Raw genomic sequence first — 16,939 nt, forward strand, 5'->3', positions numbered from 1 at the left:
CCCGCCGCACTGCGCGCGCACCTCGTACATGAACGCCTGGCCTGAGCGCCTCGGTCGCACCTTCCCCACGCTGACACCCAGCCAGCATATGATTGACCGTCACCACGACTGTTGGGGGAGTATCTTGGACTTCTGGCTGAGCCTCGGCTTCAAGGGAAACCCCTACGTCGTGAAGCCACTCCCTGGCAGCGAGGACGGACGCGAGCTACTGGTCGGCCGCGATAGGGAACTTCGCGCCCTGCTCCGGCGTGTCCGCGAAAGTGACATGCACGTCGTCCTGGAAGGCCCGAACGGCGTCGGCAAGACGAGCCTGGTTTCTGTCGCCACATGGGTGGCAAGCGAAGACTATAGGCAAGGGCGAAGCCAGCAACTCTACCTGCCCCTACCCGAACCACTACAGATCAAGGAAGACGCGGAGGAGTTCATCAGCTCCTGCTATTTTGCCATTGCCCGCGCCTTTCTGGAACACGAAGACACACTCAAGCGGGCAGGCCGCACCGTACCGCGTACCAAAGATTTGAACCTTTGGCTCAATTCCCCGGTCCTCAGGAGTCGCGCCGGCGGAATAACGAGCCCATTCGGAGGCTTCTCCGCAGCCGTCGGGGCCTCCGCCAACACATCACAAGGATTCACACAGGCGGGATTCAGGGCAGCCTGCAAGAAATGGCTCTCTGAAGCATTTCCAGATGGCTCGGGCGGCTTCATTGGCCTGATCGACAACCTGGAACTAATCGATGTATCAAGTGACGCCCAGCGCGTAATCGAAGAGATCCGAACCCCGTCCTCCAACTTCCAGGAACTCGCTGGGTAATTTGCGGAGCTCGCGGAATCGCACGCTCTGTCGCTGCCACTCCACGCCTTAACGGCGTCCTTTCGGACCCGATCGACATCGCCCCAGTTCCCGACGCTTTCATTCCAGAGCTGATCGAGGCGAGGTTGAAGCACTACAGCACGGGTCCGGAAACCTCAGCCCCTGTTTCCTCTCGCTCCTTCGAGCACATATACGATGTGAGTCACCAGAATCTGCGCGACTCACTAGGTTACGCGCAGGATTTCTCCTTCGACTTCGAGCCTGAATTCTTCAGCGACAGCACTTCGGATCAAATCGACGATGCAGCCAGGAAATGGCTCGCCGAGCTTGCCATGAAATATGAGCGAGACATCCACTTGCAGCCGCGCATGTGGAGACTGCTTGAGGACCTCGCCGGAATTGGTGGCACATGCTCCCCCGGGGATCATCAAACACTCGGGTTTAATGACCGGACCCACATGAGGAAGAATGTTGTGGATCTGGAGCGGTTCAAGCTGGTGACGAGCAGCCGGGATGAAACTGACCAGCGACGCAGATCGATCGAAATGACATCGAAGGGGTGGCTGGTCTATTACTCCCGCTCCCAGGGACTCATCAACCCCACACTACCTGGATTCTCCACCTGAGAGGTGACGTGGAAACAGCTCCTTAGCCACGAGCCGAGGAGCTTCATGCCCGCCAACTCCCCGAGGGGCGACTCTTTCCTGTTCTGGAAAGAACCGGCACTTGACCTTGCCCCAAGCATCTAGGGAGCATCGAACGCGACAGGCGTACGCCGACATGTGGGGGCGAGGATGCTGCGGAAGCTGTCCGGTGACCCGGAGTGCAGGAACGGAACGTGCCCGACGCTGTGGGGTACTGAGGACGCCAAGGACTACGTAGTGCAGGGTTACGTCATCACCGACCCCGAGCGGCTGGCGCAGCTCGACCTGCCTGAGGGCGAGACCGCCGTCGTTGTCCCGGCCGCGGTGCTGGAGGAGTACTTCCGTGCTCAACGGTGAGGAGTTGGGCCGTCTCTTCGAGACGTTCGAGCGGACCGCCTTCCGCTTGGAGACGCTCTCCGTCTACAACGTGGAGGACGAGCGCGAGGAGTTCGAACGCTTCCTGGCCGGCGGGGACATGGGCCCCACCTGGGACGACAACCCATGGGTACGGTCGATGACCGACAAGGGCAAGCAGGTCTCACGCGTCCACATCCTTCGGTCTCCACTGACCGACTACCTGCGGTACGAACTGGCCGCCTATCCGGGCAACATCGCGGCCGGCGAGACCATCGGAATCCTCGACTTGTCAGAGCAGGCCGTGACCGGCCTGCCCGATCACGACTTCTGGTTGTTCGATGACCAGGACGTGTACCGGATGCACTACACGCCCGAAGGTGCGTTCATCGGCGCCGACCTGCTTGCTGCCCACCGCCTTGCCGAGTATCAGGACTACCGAGACCGCGCGTTGGCCGAAGCGGTGCCGTTCTCGGACTACTGGGAGCGGCACCACTGACTGCCGACTCGATCGGGAAAGCCCTGCGGGCGCTGCGCGACGCATCCGGACTCACGGGTGACTCGGTGGCCCGCAGGGCTTCCATGTCTGCCGGGAAGCTCTCGAAGATCGAGACGGGCAAGGTACGACCGACCGTCCAGGACATAGACCTGGTACTCACTGCCATAGGCGTGAGCGAGGACGTCAAGGAAGAGTTCCTGGCAGCCGCCCGCGCTGAAGCTACCGAGGCCACAGCATGGCGCCTGCTGCGCCGCACGGGCCCGTGGAAGCACCAGAAGACCATCCGGGCCATCGAGGCCGGCACGACCACACTCAGGCTCTTTCAGGGGCAGCTCATTCCCGGCCTCCTCCAGACGCCCGAGTACGCCTACGCCGTCTTCTCCCTGCCTCCGTCCCTGCCGGAGGAGACCAGGACCAAGACCGTGGCTGCCCGTCTCGAACGGCAATCCGTCCTGTACGAACCGGGCAGGTCATTCCGCTTCCTGATCTGCGAACACGTACTCCGGTGGCGCATCAGCGAGCCCGTGGTCATGGCGCTCCAGCTCGACCGGCTCGTATCCGTGTCCCGTCTGCCCAACGTCTCGCTGGGTGTCGTCCCGTCCGACCGCCGGATGCCCGACTTCCCCATGACCTGCTTCAGCCTCCACGACGACCGTCTCGTCATCGTGGAGACGTTCCACTCCGAGGTCACCACCCGCGACCCGAAGGACGTCCAGGTCTACCTCGACACCTTCGAACGGTTCGCCGCCGTGGCGGTCTACGGCGATGCCATGAGAGCCCTGGTCGAGGGCATCCGGGACGGATTCTTGCCCCAACAGGAAAGGTCCTAGAAGGAGCTGCTCAGCGGGTGAAGCATCAGCGGTGCCGACATCCGAGGGAGGGAATCCCAGTGAGCAGCCCCAGCACCACGATGGACCCACCGGTTCAACTGTCCCTCCCCCGCACACCGCCTGCGCCTGCGCCGGGTTGCGGTGTTTGCGCTGCCCTTGCGAAGCAACGCACAGCGGCGTACGGCGCCGGGGACCTGTCCGCCGTCTCGGACTGCAACGTCGAGCTGGCCGCACACCCCAAGAAGCACTCTGGGGAGCGGTAGTGGACATGCAGACCTGGAGAGACGGACGTACAGCAGCTCTGAGCGCCTCCGATGCCATGCGCGAGGTGCTCGCCTCCCTGGGCCTGCCGGAGAGCGCCTACGCGGCGATACGCCCACAGGTGACTCCCCGAGGCGAGCCGCTCGTGCACCTGGGCTCGATCCCCGCTGCTCACGTCGAGCAGATCGCAGAGGCGCTGCGAGGCACCGGACACTCCCCGAGCGGGACAGCGGTGCCCTTCCCATCTGAATCAAGGAGGACCAGATGACCGACCTGTACGGACTCGACATCACCGGAGCCCACTTCAGCAAGGCGTGTGGAGGCAACACCCACCCGGACGGCGAGGCGTGCGTGACCCTCGCGAAGATCGGGCCGGACGCGTGGGCGATGGGCGACAGCAAGCGCCCGGACGCCGAGCCGCTGCGCTTCACCACGGCCGAGCTGGACGCGGCGGGCATCGACCCCACCCGCTTCGACCTCTCCGCCTGATCCACAGCACCACCTGAACTGACGGCCCCGCCCTCACGCCGACGGGCGGGGCCGTCGTCATCTCTCGGAACGGAGCAGCGGTGCACCACCACGGTTACGCATGGGTGGGGGAGAAGAAGACGTTCGACAAGGAGAGCATCCGCAGACCGGCCGGACAGTCCCCGACCGCGAGCAGCGAGATGGAGGTACATGACCGGTACCGAGAAGCCGTGGCCGTGTTCCCGAACACCGACGTGCCCCCGATCCAGACGGCGCATTGGCTCATGAAACCGCCCTCGATGATCCGAGGGACATGGGAGGAACCCAAGGAAGCCGGCGAATGGCTGGGCCTTCAGCTCGCAGAGTTCGCTCCCCGGTTCGCCTCCGAGCAGGATCGGGAGGTGACCAGACTGGCCCTCCTGGTGAAGGGTGCAGTCGAGCGGCTGGCGTGGGGAGGAGACGTGGCCCTCGGCCACTACCTCAAGGGCACTGTCTTCCACTCTGTCGCCCTTGTGACGTGCACGCCGAACCGCGCTGCTCCCGACCTGCCCTGTCCCGCCAGGTAGGTCCGCGCATGACAGCGGCCCCCGCGTATGCCGAGGGCCAGTCGCGTCCGTGTGCGCCTGTCTCAGCTCTCTCCGAGGTGGCGGTACAACGTGGCGCGGCCGATTCCCAGGGCCTTGGCGATGGCTGTGACGCTGTCTCCCTTGGCGTGCCGGGCACGGGCCACGGCGAGCTTGTCATCGTCCACGACAGAGGGACGCCCACCGACGTTGCCCTTACGGGCCGCAGCCTCCAACCCCTCCAACGTCTTCTCCCGGATGCCTTCCCGTTCCACCTCTGCACTGACGGCGAGCACGGCGAACACGATGGCACCTGCCCCGTTCGGGTCGTACACCCCCTGAAGCGGACCGGACAGGAGTTCCAGTTGGATGCCGTCCGCTTGCAGGGTGGCGGACAACGTCATGAGTTCCGCCGCACTGCGGGCAAGACGCTTCATCTCGACCACGGTCAGGATGACCGGCTGATTCGGCGCGGCTGCCTTGATCTCCCGCGCCAGCGCGAGCGCCTTCTCAAGCTCCGGCCGCTCCTTCACACGGGTACTGATCCTCTCCGAGAACACGCGGGTGCAGTCGGCACGGGCAAGCATGTCCAACTGGGACTGGAGCTCCTGTCCAACAGTGCTGCACCGGGCGTAGCCCAGTCGGATCGCTGCGCCCGGTATCGCGTCGGACACCTGTGTGACGGGCGTGCCTTCCGTCCACGCCTTGCCGGGGTTGCGGTCGGCCGGAGTCTTCACGGTCAGTTCCGCCTTGAGCGCGGGCACCAGGGCGAAACGGCCCGTGTGGTAGTTCGCTGCAACCTTGCCCGTGGTCGTACGGCAGGGGCTACCGGCGGGGGCATCGCACTTCGGGCAGGCGTGACGCTCGACCTGATCGGCCGGAGTGTTCGTGGTCATGGACGAGACCGTCTCACAAACGTGTCCCGAAAGCCAGCCTCAAGGGAGACGTTTCGGGACGGGTTACGAGACGTCTGGGTGTGGGCGAAACGGACACGCCCCGAGCCTGGTCCGCCCGTCCCGAAAACGAAGGTTTACGAGACGCCCCCTCGTGGACGGTCGTGGTTCTCGTGCTCGCCGCCTCGGATGGCGGGGCGCTGGTGCGCCCGTCTCAGGCTTGCCCTCTGCCCTGACCTTCTGCCCTGTCGAGCGGCTGCGTGCCGTCTGCCAGCCTGCCGCTTCGCTCTCGCCCCTTGTGAGGCTTGCGGCCTGTCGGCCGTGCGCAGAGCCGTACGCCTGGCGACGGCGAAGGAAAAGGCAGGGACTCACGCCTACCCAAGGGCAACGGCGGGGGGTGGGGGCATGACCCCCCGAAGGGTCTTTGCTCGACCGCCATGTCTTGGCCGCGCAGATCCTGCCACGGTTTCAAGGCTCGCCAGCGCCGCGACGCAATAGAACAGCGGCGGAGGAACGCCAGCTCAGGGCGCCACGGCAGCCTCTGACCAGCGGTCGAAGACCGCACAAGAGTGACGCCTCGCGGGCACTGGCCAAGCAGCTTCGCCATGCGGCCGCGTACGCGACCCAGCCCGGTTGGGTTACCTGACTTGGCTCTGCCGGCCCCTGCGGGGCCGCCCCTTCGTCATGGCCTCGGACTGTGGCGGCCGGACGGCCGCCCTTTGCTCCTCACCCTTTCGCCGCTGCCTCAACACCAAGTGGGCGCTGCCGCGCCCCTGCTTTCCTTCGCCGCTGACGTACGCCGCCTCGGACTGTCGGCCCCTCCGGGGCCGCACTTGTGACCACGCAGGATCGGGGCCGAAGGCCCTCATTCCGTGATGGCTATAAGGAGATAAAGAAGCAGCGAAGGTTTCCGCAGCTCAGAGCCTGTGCCGGTAGGCGCTCCACGTGTACGCGGTACTCATTCCACGCCTACCCCCGGTCAGGCTGCTCGGTGGATGCCATGCACCTTGCAGGACAGGGAACCTCTGGCCGTGTCGTACAGGTGGCCAGGGAGCACGAGACACCGCGCATCGGATGAGGGGCTGACCAAGCCGAGATCCTTGGCCGACTTGATCGCGCGACTTACGCCCTGCTTCGGCTGAGGCTGGCCGTCCTTGCGGGTGAGGATCGCCGCGAGTTCCCCGGACGCCAACTCGGCGTGGCCCAACTGGTTGGCCTTCCCAAGGGCGGCGAAGTGAACGCGGAACGCGAGGTCGAAGCGGGTGTCACGGGCCATGCGCCGGTACTCCGGGCGCGAGATGGCGGCCCACTCCTTGAGCTTGATGGGCAAGCGAGAGTCCTCCTTGTGAGGCGCGTGAGCGCCCTCCATCCCCGTCGAGCGGGGGTCATGTGCTCCTCTCTGCACGGGGTGGACGGGTCGACCAGGGGGCACGACCGTCATCACAGGAGTGTGCCCGGCTACGTCGCGCCGGGCCGAACACAGCCTATCGGATGTACCCGTGCCGCTCTTGGGCAGATCCGATGCGAACATCACGGCGGGATTCTGCCTCGGATCAGCGGGGGATCATCTCAGGAACAAGTCAATGACCCCCAAATCCCTTGCAGATTCACGGGATTCCATATTTCAAATACGCGCGCGCGAAGGTAGAATTGAACGTTGCTCTCGCCGCGCAACATATAGCCCAGGGGAAGGACTTCCGTTTGACCAACATCACTGCTCGCGAGTGGGGTCGCCTTCAGGCTGCCAAGGCTCCGGCCTGGAGCGAAGAACGATGGCAGCGCGTTTCCACCATACTCGGCTTGGAGTTCGAGCATCAGAACTCGGCCAAGGCCACGCGCAAGCAGCGGTAGTCCAGACCCGCAACACGAACGAAGGGGCACCAGCCGGATGGCTGTGCCCCTTTCCGTTTTAGCTCGCCGTCAGTCACGCCACTTCGGGACCAGCAGGTCAGGGTTGAAGGGGCGTCGGCCTCCGCCGCCTACCGGCAGGACGATCACCGCATGCAGTGCCTCCCTGATCAGGGCGCGCTTCTGCGCCAGGTCCAGCCTGCCGGAGTTCCAGCGCTCGCGTACGTCGCCGGTAACCTCGGCTGCACGCTGCTGGTTGAGGACATGACGCGTCCGGTCCGCACGTAGTTCCTTGACCCGGGATTCCATCCTCTGGTTCTCAGGGAAGAACAACTCATCCGAGATCTGGTCCTCCTGCCAAGCCTGGAGCAGCTTGCGCTGCTTCCGCGTCAAGCGGTTCAGCTCGTCTTCCCCTGCCCATTTCCCGTCCACATGCGCCGTCCTGGCTGCCCGTTCCTCCAGCTTCGCCAGCACTGCTTCCGTGATGAATTCGTCAATCTTGGCGCCATTGCGGCCCGTGCCACCGCAACCTCCCATTTCCTTGCTGGGACACTGATACAGGTAGCCGCCGGAGAGATCCGGTCGCATGGCCGCGCGGAGGGGCGAGTTGCAGATCCGGCCGTCCGCACCGGGCTTTCCGCATCGGAGGATGCCGGTCAGCAGGTACGAGGGGGTGCGGTAGTCCGTGACCGTTCCGTCAGACTTCACGTTGGGACCGACACGGGCCGAGAAGACGGCGTCGATGGCCATCCACTGCTTCGGGGTGATGATCGGCTCCCAGCGGCCCACCACCGGCACACCGTTGGCATCACGGACCAGTTCTCCGTTGTGCTTCCGCCACCCGCACAGCCGCGGGTTCCACAGCGCGAGCTTGAGGGAGCGGCTCGCCCACTCCTTGTCGTTGATCGTGCGGACGCCGGCCTCCCGCCACTCTCGGAGGATCGAATGCATGGACTTGCCCGCGATCACCTCACGGGCGCCCTTCGCCAGCCACGCCGCTTCCTCAGGCTCCAGCGTGAGCTTGTCGTCCTTCCAACCAAACGGACGCTTGCCGCCCACCGGGATGCCCAGCTCGGCACGGGCACGGTGCGAGCGGCGCGCACGCCGCTGCATCTTGCGCACCTCCATCTTGGAAATGACGACGCCGAAGAGGCCCATGGACTCCACGTCCTCGCTGTAGAGGTTCTTCGACCCCTTGGCGTCGGCGTAGAGCCGCCCTTCCTCGTACGTGAGCGCGTCCACGAACCGCTCGTAGTCTCCGGCTCTGCGTGTGAGCCGGTCGTCCGCAACGGCGATGACGCCTCGCACCAGCTGCCCGTCAGGCAAGTGGCCGGCCTTGAGCGCCTTCACCATGGTCTCGAAGTCCGGGCGCACCACACCCGCCTTCGCCGCCGACAGGTCGTTGTCGGTGTAGCGGTGCACGATCGTCCAGCCGAGACGGGCCGCCGTCTCGCCGTTCACCTTGTGCTGGTCCTCGACGCCGTGGCCGTCCCTGGCCGTGTCGGCGGAGATACGCGCGTACGAGACAACCGGGATCACCGGTGCCGCTTCGTTCACTTCCCACCCCTTTACGAAGAGTCACTAATTCTACGCAAAGAGAAGTGGTACCACCAGCAGTACCTCGACAAGAACCCCGACGGCTACTGCGGCATCGGCGGCACGGGGGTGGCCTGCCCCATCGGCATCGCCGAGGCGCCGGGGGAGTGACCGCCCCGGTCGTCGACCCCGCCCATGTGCGGCTGACCCGGCTCTGGCGGGACCGGACACCTGCTGGGCCGCTGCTTCCGCGTGAGCTGAAGACGGCGTACGCCGAGGGGTGGGTGCGCTTCCACAGCCTGCCGGAGTCGAAGCGCTACGCGGAGAACGAAGCCGAGTACGCGGTTCTCCTCGACCGGTACAACACGGTCCTCGACGAGCTCTTCGCGGGCGGCGAGGTGTACGTGACCACCGACTGGGCCGACCCGTCCGAACCGACGGACTGGTCAGCCCACCGCGCCGCCCTCCACCCGGAGGGCACGCTGTGGACCACCCTGGACGACACCACCGATCCGGACACGGCCGGGCATGCGTGAACCCGGCCTCCGGACGCGCGGGAGGCCGGGTGCGGGCGGCCGGTGTGACGTCAGTGGGTACCGCGGTCGAGGGCGGCGACCTCGCGTACCGACTCGGCGACGGCATCGAAGTCCTTCTTGAGGATCGCGCCGTGGTTGGCGGCGACCTTCGCACCGATGCGGATGTACGGGTTTCGCGCGGTCACCGCGTCCAGGCCGGCACGGACGCTCTCCTGCTCGTCGCCACGGCTCCCGAAGGACGTCCCGGAGGTGACCACGTACCGCCCGGGGACGGTGATGCCGTCTCTTCCCGCTCGGTCGTGTGAGGCTTCGGGTAGGGCGTGCGGGCGGCCACTCGGGGTGGACGACCGACCCCGCAGGGGTGTCCGTCTCAGGGGTGGCGTGCCGTGCGGGTGCCTGCCGTGCGCGGGTCGCGGGGAGGGAATCGGGCGCGGTGAGCGGCCGGGGGTCCCGCGCGTGTTCAGAGACTGCGGGCGGTGATGTCCCCGCGGGAGGTGGTGGCGCGGATGTCGAGTTCGGCGGTGCCGTCGTTCCGGAGAGCGTTGCCGACGCGGCCGTGGTCGCTGCCGGCGTCCAGGGTGGCCGAGACGCCCGCGGCGGCGGCGACCGAGATGTCGCCGGACCGGGTCCGGAGCACGACCGTGCCGCGCTCGGCCTCGGCGATCCGGATGTCGCCTCTCGCCGTACCGATCTCCGCGGAGCCGCCCAGCCGGCCGATCTCGACGTCACCGTCGACCACGACGAGACGGGCGCTCGCGGCCTCGTCGATCTTGACCCGGCGGTAGGCGCCGTCGAAGGCGACATGACCGAGGCGCCCGACGCCGCGGAGTTCGGCGGCGTCGGCCTTGGCCTCGACACGGGAGCCGGCCGGCAGCCGGACCGTGACCTCCAGGGACCCGGAGGAGCCGAGGAGCCGGTTGTCGGGCCGCGGGGCCGTGACCCGCAGGATGCCGTCGGCGTAGGTGACGGTGGTCCGCTCGGCGCTCTTGGTGTCGCGGCTCTTGGAGGGGTCGGCGGGCCGGACCTCGACGATGGTGTCGACGCGGTCCGCGGCGATGATCTGGACCCGTCCGGCGGGGATGTCCAGGACGGCGGAGATTGGGGCGGGGGTGTCGAACTTCTGCATCGCGTTCTCCCTGCGATCGACTTTTCCAACACAGGAAACGCTACGTTGCTTTCCAAAATCCATCAACACCAATATTGCAACCACCTCACGTTTTAGCAGCTAGATGCAGCAAAAGCGTTGCAACAGCCTCAATGGGAATGCAACGAACAAGCATCATTCCGTTGCATTGGGAAGGCGTTAACGCTACGACGCGACAGCGGGGACGCCACGCGCCGGCCGGCCGCGTCCTCCACGCCCCACGCGGGCCGGACGAACAAACCGCCCGCCCGCCCGTGGGGCGGACGGGCGGCGGGGTGAGCGGCGGTGAGCGGTGGGCGGACGGGTAGGCGGGTGGGTAGGCGGGTGGGCGACCGGCGGATCAGATCGTCGACACGTCGATGACGAAGCGGTAGCGGACGTCGCTCGCGAGCACCCGCTGGTACGCCTCGTTGATCCGGCCGGCGGGGATGAGTTCGATCTCTGCGCCCAGACCGTGTGCGGCGCAGAAGTCGAGCATCTCCTGGGTCTCGGCGATGCCTCCGATCATCGAGCCGGCGAGCGTCTTGCGGCCTCCGATGAGGGAGAAGAGGTTGAGCGAGACCGGTTCTTCGGGGGCCCCGACGTTCACCAGTGCACCGTCGGTCTTGACCAGGCCGAGGTAGGCGCCGAAGTCGAGCGGGGCGGAGACCGTGGAGACGATCAGGTCGAAGGTCCCGGCGAGCCGGGCGAAGGTCTCGGGGTCGCTGGTGGCGTAGTAGTGGTCGGCGCCGAGCCGGAGGCCGTCCTCCTGCTTCTTGAGGGACTGGCTGAGCACCGTCACCTCCGCTCCCAGCGCGTGGGCGATCTTGACGCCCATGTGCCCCAGGCCGCCGAGCCCGACGATCGCGACCTTCTTGCCGGGGCCGGCCTTCCAGTGGGTGAGCGGCGAGTAGAGCGTGATGCCGGCGCAGAGCAGCGGGGCGGCCTCGTCGAGGGCCAGCCCGTCCGGGATGCGCAGGGTGAACGCCTCGTCCACCACGATGTGCGTGGAGTAGCCGCCGTAGGTCGGCTCGCCGTTCTTGTCGAGGGCGTTGTAGGTGCCGGTGCCGCCCTTGACGCAGTACTGCTCCAGGCCCTGCGCGCAGTACTCGCACGCGCGGCAGGAGTCGACGAAGCAGCCGACGCCGACGCGGTCGCCGACCCGGTGGCGGGTGACACCGGGGCCGATCTCGGTCACGATTCCGGCGATCTCGTGGCCGGGCACCATGGGGAAGATGCCCTCGCCCCACCCGTCGCGTGCCTGGTGGATGTCGGAGTGGCAGATGCCGGCGTACTTGATCTCGATGAGGACGTCGCGATCGCCGACCGCGCGGCGCGGCACGGTGGTGCGCTCCAGGGGGGCATGGGCGGCGGGGGCGGCGTAGGCGGAAACGTTCGTGGTCATGGTGCCCAAGCGTGCCCCGTGACGCCGGGTTCACCCAGGTCTCTGCCGTGCCTACGCCCAGCGTGCCTACCACTGGCAGGGACAGGCACGCCCGTCCGTCCGGGTCGTCCGGCCTGGGATAATCGGGCTGCATGGACCTCAGTGCCGAACTCAGCGAATTCCTGCGCTCGCGGCGGGCCCGGCTGAAGCCCGAGGACGTGGGCCTGCCGTCGTTCGGTCGTCATCGGCGGGTTCCGGGGCTGCGCCGCGAGGAGCTGGCGCAGTTGGCCGGGGTGTCCGTGGCGTACTACACACGGCTCGAACAGGGCAACGGACGCAATGTGTCCCTGGAGGTGCTGGACTCGATCGCGCGGGCGCTGCGGCTGAGTGACACGGAGCGGGCCCATCTGACGCATCTGGCGAAGCCGACGGCGAAGAAGAAGCAGCGGGCTTCGATCACGCGTCCCCAACAGGTACGGCCGGGGCTGCAGCATCTGCTCGACGCGATGGACGCGGTGCCCGCGGTCGTCCTGGGGCGGCGGCTGGACGTCCTGGCGTGGAACCGGATGGCGCGGGCGCTGCTGGGCGATCTGGCGGCCATGGAGCCGCAGGAGCGGAACATGGCGCGGATGGTCTTCCTCGACCCGAACGCGCGCGATCTCTACCTCGACTGGGAGTGCAAGGCGACCGAGGTGGTGAGCGTGCTGCGGCTGTACGCGGGCTGCTACCCGGACGACGCGCAGCTGCTCGCCCTGGTCGGTGAGCTGTCGGTCAGGTCGGAGGAGTTCCGCTCGCTGTGGGCGGCGCACACGGTGGCCGACAAGGGGCACGGGACGAAGCGGCTGCGGCACCCGCTGGTGGGCGAGTTGACGCTGGGATACGAGGCGTTGAAGGTGTCCGGCGGGGACCCGGACCTGATTCTGACGACGTACCAGGCGGAGCCGGGTACGTCCTCGGCTGACGCGCTGCGGCTGCTCGCCAACTGGGGCGTGGAGGAAGCCGTACGGTGACGCGGAGCACGGCGGCCCCCTCGCTTGGAGGGGGCCGCCGTTCCGGTCTGCGTCGTCAGGGCCGTGCGCCTTCAGGACCGTGGACCGCCGGTGACGCGGGCGGTCAGGGCCGCGGATACGGTGCCGCGCGCGTGCCGTCGGGGTGGCGTCGGGTGGGAAGGATCAGAGGGCCGATCCGGCCTTCCAGGCCGCCCAGTTCAGGTTCCAGCCGTTGAGGCCGTTGTCGGGCGCGATCGTCTTGTCCTTCGAGTTCTTGACGATCACGACGTCGCCGATCAGCGAGTGGTCGTAGAGCCAGGCGGCCATCTGGTTCGGGTCGCCGGCGCCCTTGACGTCGTTCAGACCCACGCAGCCGTGGCTGGTGTTGACGTTGCCGAAGACGGAGTCGGCACCCCAGTAGTTGCCGTGGATGAACGTGCCGGAGGTGGACAGCCGCATGGCGTGCGGGACGTCCTTGATGTCGTACTCGCCCTTGCCGTCGTCGTCCGTGAAGCCGACGGTGGCGCCGTTCATCCGGGTCTCCTTGAACTTCTCGGAGATCACCATCTGACCGTTGTAGGTGGGGTTCTGCGGGGAGCCGGCCGAGATCGGGATGGTCTTGATCGTCTTGCCGTCCTGCTGGACCTTCATCGTCTTGGTGGCGACGTCGACGACGGAGACCTGGTTGCGGCCGATCTTGAAGCTGACGGTCTTCTGCTGCACTCCGAAGACGCCGTCGGCACCCTCGACGCCGTCGAGCTCCAGCTTCAGGGTGACGGTCGAGCCCTCGGTCCAGTACGACTCGGGACGGAAGTCGAGGCGCTGGGAGTTGAACCAGTGGCCCACGACCTCCTGGCCGCTGCTGGAGCTCACCTTGATGCCGCCCTGGACGGCCTTCCGGTCGGTGATCGGCTTGTTGAACTTGATCGAGACGGGCATGCCCACGCCGACGGTCGAGCCGTTCTCGGGGGTGAAGTTGCCGATGAAGCTGTTGGCCGCGGAGACGGTGGTGAAGGAGGAGTTCTCGTGCGCTTCGAGACCGCCGGCGTCCTGCGCCGTCGCGGCGATCTTGTAGACCGTGGCGCGGGCGAGGGGTGCGGTGGGGGCCCAGCTGAGCTTGTCGGCGGACAGTTCGCCCTCGACGCTCTTGCCGTCCTGGGAGGTCATGGTCACTTCGGTCAGGGTGCCGTCGGTGACGGAGACCTTGGTGTCCTTGTTGATGGACGCGTTGGTGGCGCCGTTCTCGGGCGAGATGGATATCTGGGCCTTGGAGGTCTTCTGCGCCGCGGCCTCGTCGACCTGAGCCTGTGACTGGGGCGACTGCGAGCTGTCGGCCGCGCCGTCCTTGTCGCCCCCACCGCAGGCCGAGAGCACCAATACGCCACCGAGCACCGCGGCCGCGGCGGCCAGGCTCTTGCGGCGGCGCTTGCTGTCCGTCATCACACGCTTCTCCATCGTCGCGGATCCCCTGCCAACTTCTCTACAAGAACATCTCGGCCTGTCCACCGGTTCCGTCACCGGCGGCTTTGTGGGCAACACCACTGATCCACACGCATACGCGGACCATCCGGTTCCCCCTCCTGCCCAGCGCCGCGGACGTCATGCCCGCGGCACCCCCCGGGCGTGGAAGAGCCCCGGGCAGGCGCACCTCGTACGACGTCTTCCGGGGCTCCCGGCGGGTGGTCTTCGCCCGCTAGGCCGGTGCCTCGTCGTCGGTGTCGGCCTCATCTTCCTCGTCGAGGTCCCACTCCCACGCATCGGGGTCGTAGTCGACCTCCTCGCTGCTCCAGGAAGCCTGGACGAGTTCGACCCCCGGCACGTCGTGGACGAGGTCGAAGGGCTCGACGAGGGCGGCGAGGGCCTCGGCGCTGTCCTCGTGGGCGACGGAACGGGCATGGACCCGTTCCTCCTCGGGCATGAACTCGTCGGCGTCGATCCGGGCGACGGCCGCCCTGGTCAGTTCCCGCGGGTCGTCGATCTCCAGCACGACCTCGACCCGAAGTCGCACAAAACGTGGTGTTCCGGTAGCGCTCATACGACGGAGCGTAGGCGTCGCGAGGTCTCGGCTTTCCTGCGACCCGCTGTGTTCACTAGCATCGCCCCCACACCCATTCCCGGTTGCCGCGAGGGGGATCGAATTCTGTGTCCGTCGCACGTCGCCCGCTGCTGACCGCCACCGCTGCCGGAACGCTGTTGTGCGCCCTGTGGTTCGTGCCGTCCGCGAAGGCCACCGATGAGCAGGCCCCGGCGGGCGGCCCGCGGACCTCGGTAGCGGAGGAAACCCGCCCCGTGGACGATCCCGCCCGCGGGGACCGGCTGGCGGAGACCGGCGCGGGCCTGGACACCACCCCGTATCTGCTCGGCGCGACGGGCTTCCTCGGTGTCGGTGCCGGATTCGTGGCACTGGCGATGAGACGGGGCGGCAGGGCTTCCTGAGGTCCGCGGCGCGTTCCGCGGCCGGCGGGGTTCCGCCGGACCGGAGCCGCGCCCGAGACGCGACGAACACGCCTGGTCCCACCGGATCGTTCCGTCCCACCCAGTCGTTCCATCCCGCCGCCCTGGGTCTCGGCCCAGGCCGGCGGGGCGGACGGACCGGCGGGTCAGGCGAGCGGGCCGGTGACCGGTTCGACGGCGGCGATCAGCCCGCCGGCGCGGACGAAGGCGTCGGCGGCCTCCAGGTCGGGGGCGAGGAAGCGGTCCGGACCAGGCCCCTCGACGCCGGCCTCGCGCAGGGCGGTGACGGCCGCCTGCGAGGCGGGGGCGGGGGTCAGACCGCGGCGCAGCTCGATGCCCCGGGTGGCGGCGTACAGCTCGACGGCGAGGATCCGGCTCAGGTTGCCGATCGCGGTGCGCAGTTTGCGGGCGGCGGACCAGCCCATCGAGACGTGGTCCTCCTGCATCGCGGAGGACGGGATCGAGTCGGCGGAGGCGGGCACCGCCAGCCGCTTCATCTCGCTGACCAGGGCGGCCTGGGTGTACTGGGCGATCATCAGGCCCGAGTCGACACCGGCGTCGTCGGCCAGGAACGGCGGCAGGCCGTGGGACCGGTTCTTGTCGAGGAGACGGTCGGTGCGGCGCTCGGCGATGGAGCCGAGGTCGGCGGCGGAGATCGCGAGGAAGTCCAGGACGTACGCGACGGGGGCGCCGTGGAAGTTGCCGTTGGAGCGGACCTGGCCGTCGGACAGCACTACCGGGTTGTCGACGGCGGCGGCCAGCTCCCGCTCGGCGACCAGGCGGGCGTGGGCCATGGTGTCGCGGCCGGCGCCGGCGACCTGCGGGGCGCAGCGGACCGAGTAGGCGTCCTGGACGCGCGGGGCCTCCTCCTCCTGGAAGTGGCCGGTGAGGCCGGAGCCCTTGAGTACGGCGAGCATGTTGGCGGCGGAGGCGCCCTGGCCCGGGTGGGGGCGGATGGCGTGCAGCTCCGGTTCCAGGACCTTCTCGGTGCCGAGGAGCGCTTCGAGGGAGAGGGCCGCGGTGATGTCGGCGGTCTTGTACAGGTTGTCGAGGTCGGCGAGGGCCATGATCAGCATGCCGAGCATGCCGTCGGTGCCGTTGAGGAGGGCCAGGCCCTCCTTCTCTCGCAGTTCGACGGGCTGGATACCGGCGGCGGCGAGCAGCTCGCCGGCGGGCTTCACCGTGCCGTCCGCGTCCTCCGCGTCGCCCTCGCCCATCAGGGCGAGAGCGCAGTGGGAGAGCGGGGCGAGGTCTCCGGAGCAGCCGAGGGAGCCGTACTCGTGCACCACGGGGGTGATGCCGGCGTTGAGGACGTCGGCCATCGTCTGGGCGACCTCGGGCCGGACGCCGGTGTGCCCGGAGGCGACGGTCTTCAGTCGCAGGAACATCAGGGCGCGGACGACCTCGCGCTCGACGCGCGGGCCCATGCCGGCGGCGTGCGAGCGGACGATGTTGCGCTGGAGCTGGGCGCGCAGCTCGGGGCTGATGTGGCGGGTGGCGAGGGCGCCGAACCCGGTCGAGACCCCGTAGACGGGCTCGGGCTTCGCGGCGAGGGCGTCGATGACGGCCCGCGCGTCGGCGAGCGCCTGCACGGCCTCGGGCGACAGCTCGACGCGGGCGCCGTGGCGGGCGACGTCGATGACGTCTTGGAAGGTGGTGCCGGACGTGCCCAGCACGACGGAGTGCATATCCATATTCAGCAGCCTACGGACTGAAGACCAACATGTCACTAGTCGTCTGCCGGGC

Annotated in this window: 21 protein-coding genes and 1 pseudogene; 13 read left to right on the plus strand and 9 right to left on the minus strand. The window is 67.7% G+C overall.

The window, feature by feature from the left end:
• The first annotated feature begins 124 nt into the window (after positions 1-124).
• The 8 genes from OG393_RS11100 to OG393_RS11135 all read left to right on the plus strand — a co-directional run bounded on the left by OG393_RS11100 (position 125) and on the right by OG393_RS11135 (position 4,433).
• Complete coding sequence (locus OG393_RS11100) at positions 125-811, plus strand: ATP-binding protein (protein ID WP_327374496.1); 687 nt, start codon at positions 125-127, stop codon at positions 809-811.
• 197 nt (positions 812-1,008) lie between these two features.
• Entirely contained in the window at positions 1,009-1,437 is a 429-nt protein-coding gene (locus OG393_RS11105) for a MarR family winged helix-turn-helix transcriptional regulator (RefSeq protein ID WP_327374497.1), read from the plus strand.
• 168 nt (positions 1,438-1,605) lie between these two features.
• Positions 1,606-1,812, plus strand: a complete 207-nt coding sequence (locus OG393_RS11110; RefSeq protein ID WP_060178883.1) for a hypothetical protein — start codon at positions 1,606-1,608, stop codon at positions 1,810-1,812.
• The gene (locus OG393_RS11115) at positions 1,799-2,308 is read left to right on the plus strand and encodes a DUF6879 family protein (protein WP_327374498.1); all 510 of its coding nucleotides are present in this window, start codon (positions 1,799-1,801) and stop codon (positions 2,306-2,308) included. The genes OG393_RS11110 and OG393_RS11115 overlap by 14 nt, the downstream gene beginning before the upstream one ends.
• Before the next feature lie 23 nt (positions 2,309-2,331).
• Positions 2,332-3,138 carry a helix-turn-helix domain-containing protein gene (locus OG393_RS11120; protein ID WP_327378388.1) on the plus strand — a complete coding sequence of 269 codons (807 nt, stop codon included), beginning with the start codon at positions 2,332-2,334 and terminating at the stop codon, positions 3,136-3,138.
• Between the two features lie 268 nt (positions 3,139-3,406).
• The gene (locus OG393_RS11125) at positions 3,407-3,667 is read left to right on the plus strand and encodes a hypothetical protein (RefSeq protein ID WP_327374499.1); all 261 of its coding nucleotides are present in this window, start codon (positions 3,407-3,409) and stop codon (positions 3,665-3,667) included.
• Entirely contained in the window at positions 3,664-3,888 is a 225-nt protein-coding gene (locus OG393_RS11130; protein ID WP_327374500.1) for a DUF397 domain-containing protein, read from the plus strand. The genes OG393_RS11125 and OG393_RS11130 overlap by 4 nt, the downstream gene beginning before the upstream one ends.
• An 80-nt stretch (positions 3,889-3,968) precedes the next feature.
• Positions 3,969-4,433: a hypothetical protein gene (locus tag OG393_RS11135; RefSeq protein ID WP_327374501.1), complete on the plus strand. Its 465-nt coding sequence runs from the start codon at positions 3,969-3,971 to the stop codon at positions 4,431-4,433.
• A 62-nt stretch (positions 4,434-4,495) separates the two neighbouring features.
• On the opposite strand, the gene OG393_RS11140 is transcribed toward OG393_RS11135, so the two are convergent.
• Together OG393_RS11140 and OG393_RS11145 are read right to left on the minus strand one after the other, a co-directional pair.
• Positions 4,496-5,326, minus strand: a complete 831-nt coding sequence (locus tag OG393_RS11140) for a recombinase family protein (RefSeq protein ID WP_327374502.1) — start codon at positions 5,324-5,326, stop codon at positions 4,496-4,498.
• A gap of 976 nt (positions 5,327-6,302) precedes the next feature.
• The gene (locus tag OG393_RS11145; protein WP_327374503.1) at positions 6,303-6,653 is read right to left on the minus strand and encodes a hypothetical protein; all 351 of its coding nucleotides are present in this window, start codon (positions 6,651-6,653) and stop codon (positions 6,303-6,305) included.
• A gap of 371 nt (positions 6,654-7,024) precedes the next feature.
• Between OG393_RS11145 and OG393_RS11150 the strand changes: the two genes are divergently transcribed.
• On the plus strand, positions 7,025-7,174 hold the full coding sequence (locus OG393_RS11150; protein ID WP_327374504.1) for a hypothetical protein: 150 nt from the start codon (positions 7,025-7,027) through the stop codon (positions 7,172-7,174).
• Positions 7,175-7,243: 69 nt separating this feature from the next.
• On the opposite strand, the gene OG393_RS11155 is transcribed toward OG393_RS11150, so the two are convergent.
• Entirely contained in the window at positions 7,244-8,728 is a 1,485-nt protein-coding gene (locus OG393_RS11155; RefSeq protein ID WP_327374505.1) for a recombinase family protein, read from the minus strand.
• 48 nt (positions 8,729-8,776) lie between these two features.
• On the opposite strand from OG393_RS11155, the pseudogene OG393_RS11160 reads away from it, so the two are divergent.
• Together OG393_RS11160 and OG393_RS11165 are read left to right on the plus strand one after the other, a co-directional pair.
• A pseudogene (locus OG393_RS11160) lies at positions 8,777-8,878 on the plus strand (peptide-methionine (S)-S-oxide reductase MsrA); the annotation flags it as partial.
• The gene (locus OG393_RS11165) at positions 8,875-9,243 is read left to right on the plus strand and encodes a DUF3885 domain-containing protein (RefSeq protein ID WP_327374506.1); all 369 of its coding nucleotides are present in this window, start codon (positions 8,875-8,877) and stop codon (positions 9,241-9,243) included. The pseudogene OG393_RS11160 and the gene OG393_RS11165, both read left to right, overlap by 4 nt.
• Before the next feature lie 50 nt (positions 9,244-9,293).
• Here the strand turns inward: OG393_RS11165 and OG393_RS11170 are convergent, their stop codons facing one another.
• From OG393_RS11170 to OG393_RS11180, 3 genes are all read right to left on the minus strand, one after another.
• A complete protein-coding gene (locus OG393_RS11170) occupies positions 9,294-9,500 on the minus strand; it encodes a hypothetical protein (protein ID WP_327374507.1) in 207 nt (68 codons plus the stop codon).
• 203 nt (positions 9,501-9,703) lie between these two features.
• Positions 9,704-10,369, minus strand: a complete 666-nt coding sequence (locus tag OG393_RS11175; protein WP_327374508.1) for a DUF4097 family beta strand repeat-containing protein — start codon at positions 10,367-10,369, stop codon at positions 9,704-9,706.
• A 358-nt stretch (positions 10,370-10,727) separates the two neighbouring features.
• Complete coding sequence (locus OG393_RS11180) at positions 10,728-11,771, minus strand: NAD(P)-dependent alcohol dehydrogenase (RefSeq protein WP_327374509.1); 1,044 nt, start codon at positions 11,769-11,771, stop codon at positions 10,728-10,730.
• A gap of 131 nt (positions 11,772-11,902) precedes the next feature.
• Here OG393_RS11180 and OG393_RS11185 point away from each other — a divergent pair, with 131 nt between their 5' ends.
• On the plus strand, positions 11,903-12,760 hold the full coding sequence (locus OG393_RS11185) for a helix-turn-helix domain-containing protein (RefSeq protein ID WP_327374510.1): 858 nt from the start codon (positions 11,903-11,905) through the stop codon (positions 12,758-12,760).
• Between the two features lie 162 nt (positions 12,761-12,922).
• On the opposite strand, the gene OG393_RS11190 is transcribed toward OG393_RS11185, so the two are convergent.
• The gene (locus tag OG393_RS11190) at positions 12,923-14,194 is read right to left on the minus strand and encodes a L,D-transpeptidase (RefSeq protein ID WP_327374511.1); all 1,272 of its coding nucleotides are present in this window, start codon (positions 14,192-14,194) and stop codon (positions 12,923-12,925) included.
• 238 nt (positions 14,195-14,432) lie between these two features.
• Positions 14,433-14,774 carry a hypothetical protein gene (locus tag OG393_RS11195; protein ID WP_327374513.1) on the minus strand — a complete coding sequence of 114 codons (342 nt, stop codon included), beginning with the start codon at positions 14,772-14,774 and terminating at the stop codon, positions 14,433-14,435.
• 107 nt (positions 14,775-14,881) lie between these two features.
• Between OG393_RS11195 and OG393_RS11200 the strand changes: the two genes are divergently transcribed.
• The gene (locus OG393_RS11200) at positions 14,882-15,175 is read left to right on the plus strand and encodes a hypothetical protein (RefSeq protein WP_327374514.1); all 294 of its coding nucleotides are present in this window, start codon (positions 14,882-14,884) and stop codon (positions 15,173-15,175) included.
• 164 nt (positions 15,176-15,339) lie between these two features.
• Here OG393_RS11200 and hutH read toward each other — a convergent pair whose 3' ends face one another.
• Complete coding sequence (hutH, locus tag OG393_RS11205; protein WP_327378389.1) at positions 15,340-16,881, minus strand: histidine ammonia-lyase; 1,542 nt, start codon at positions 16,879-16,881, stop codon at positions 15,340-15,342.
• Positions 16,882-16,939 lie beyond the last annotated feature (58 nt).

Origin of the sequence: Streptomyces sp. NBC_01216 (genome assembly GCF_035994945.1) — a bacterium.
In the GTDB taxonomy this organism is placed as follows: domain Bacteria; phylum Actinomycetota; class Actinomycetes; order Streptomycetales; family Streptomycetaceae; genus Streptomyces.

Coding starts and splice junctions, on each gene's coding strand:
- OG393_RS11110 (WP_060178883.1), top strand. CDS start 1,606: ATGCTGCGGAAGCTGTCCGGTGACCCGGAGTGCAGGAACGGAACGTGC.
- OG393_RS11125 (WP_327374499.1), top strand. CDS start 3,407: ATGCAGACCTGGAGAGACGGACGTACAGCAGCTCTGAGCGCCTCCGAT.
- OG393_RS11130 (WP_327374500.1), top strand. CDS start 3,664: ATGACCGACCTGTACGGACTCGACATCACCGGAGCCCACTTCAGCAAG.
- OG393_RS11140 (WP_327374502.1), bottom strand. CDS start 5,326: ATGACCACGAACACTCCGGCCGATCAGGTCGAGCGTCACGCCTGCCCG.
- OG393_RS11175 (WP_327374508.1), bottom strand. CDS start 10,369: ATGCAGAAGTTCGACACCCCCGCCCCAATCTCCGCCGTCCTGGACATC.
- OG393_RS11180 (WP_327374509.1), bottom strand. CDS start 11,771: ATGACCACGAACGTTTCCGCCTACGCCGCCCCCGCCGCCCATGCCCCC.
- OG393_RS11185 (WP_327374510.1), top strand. CDS start 11,903: ATGGACCTCAGTGCCGAACTCAGCGAATTCCTGCGCTCGCGGCGGGCC.
- OG393_RS11190 (WP_327374511.1), bottom strand. CDS start 14,194: ATGGAGAAGCGTGTGATGACGGACAGCAAGCGCCGCCGCAAGAGCCTG.
- OG393_RS11195 (WP_327374513.1), bottom strand. CDS start 14,774: ATGAGCGCTACCGGAACACCACGTTTTGTGCGACTTCGGGTCGAGGTC.
- hutH (WP_327378389.1), bottom strand. CDS start 16,881: ATGCACTCCGTCGTGCTGGGCACGTCCGGCACCACCTTCCAAGACGTC.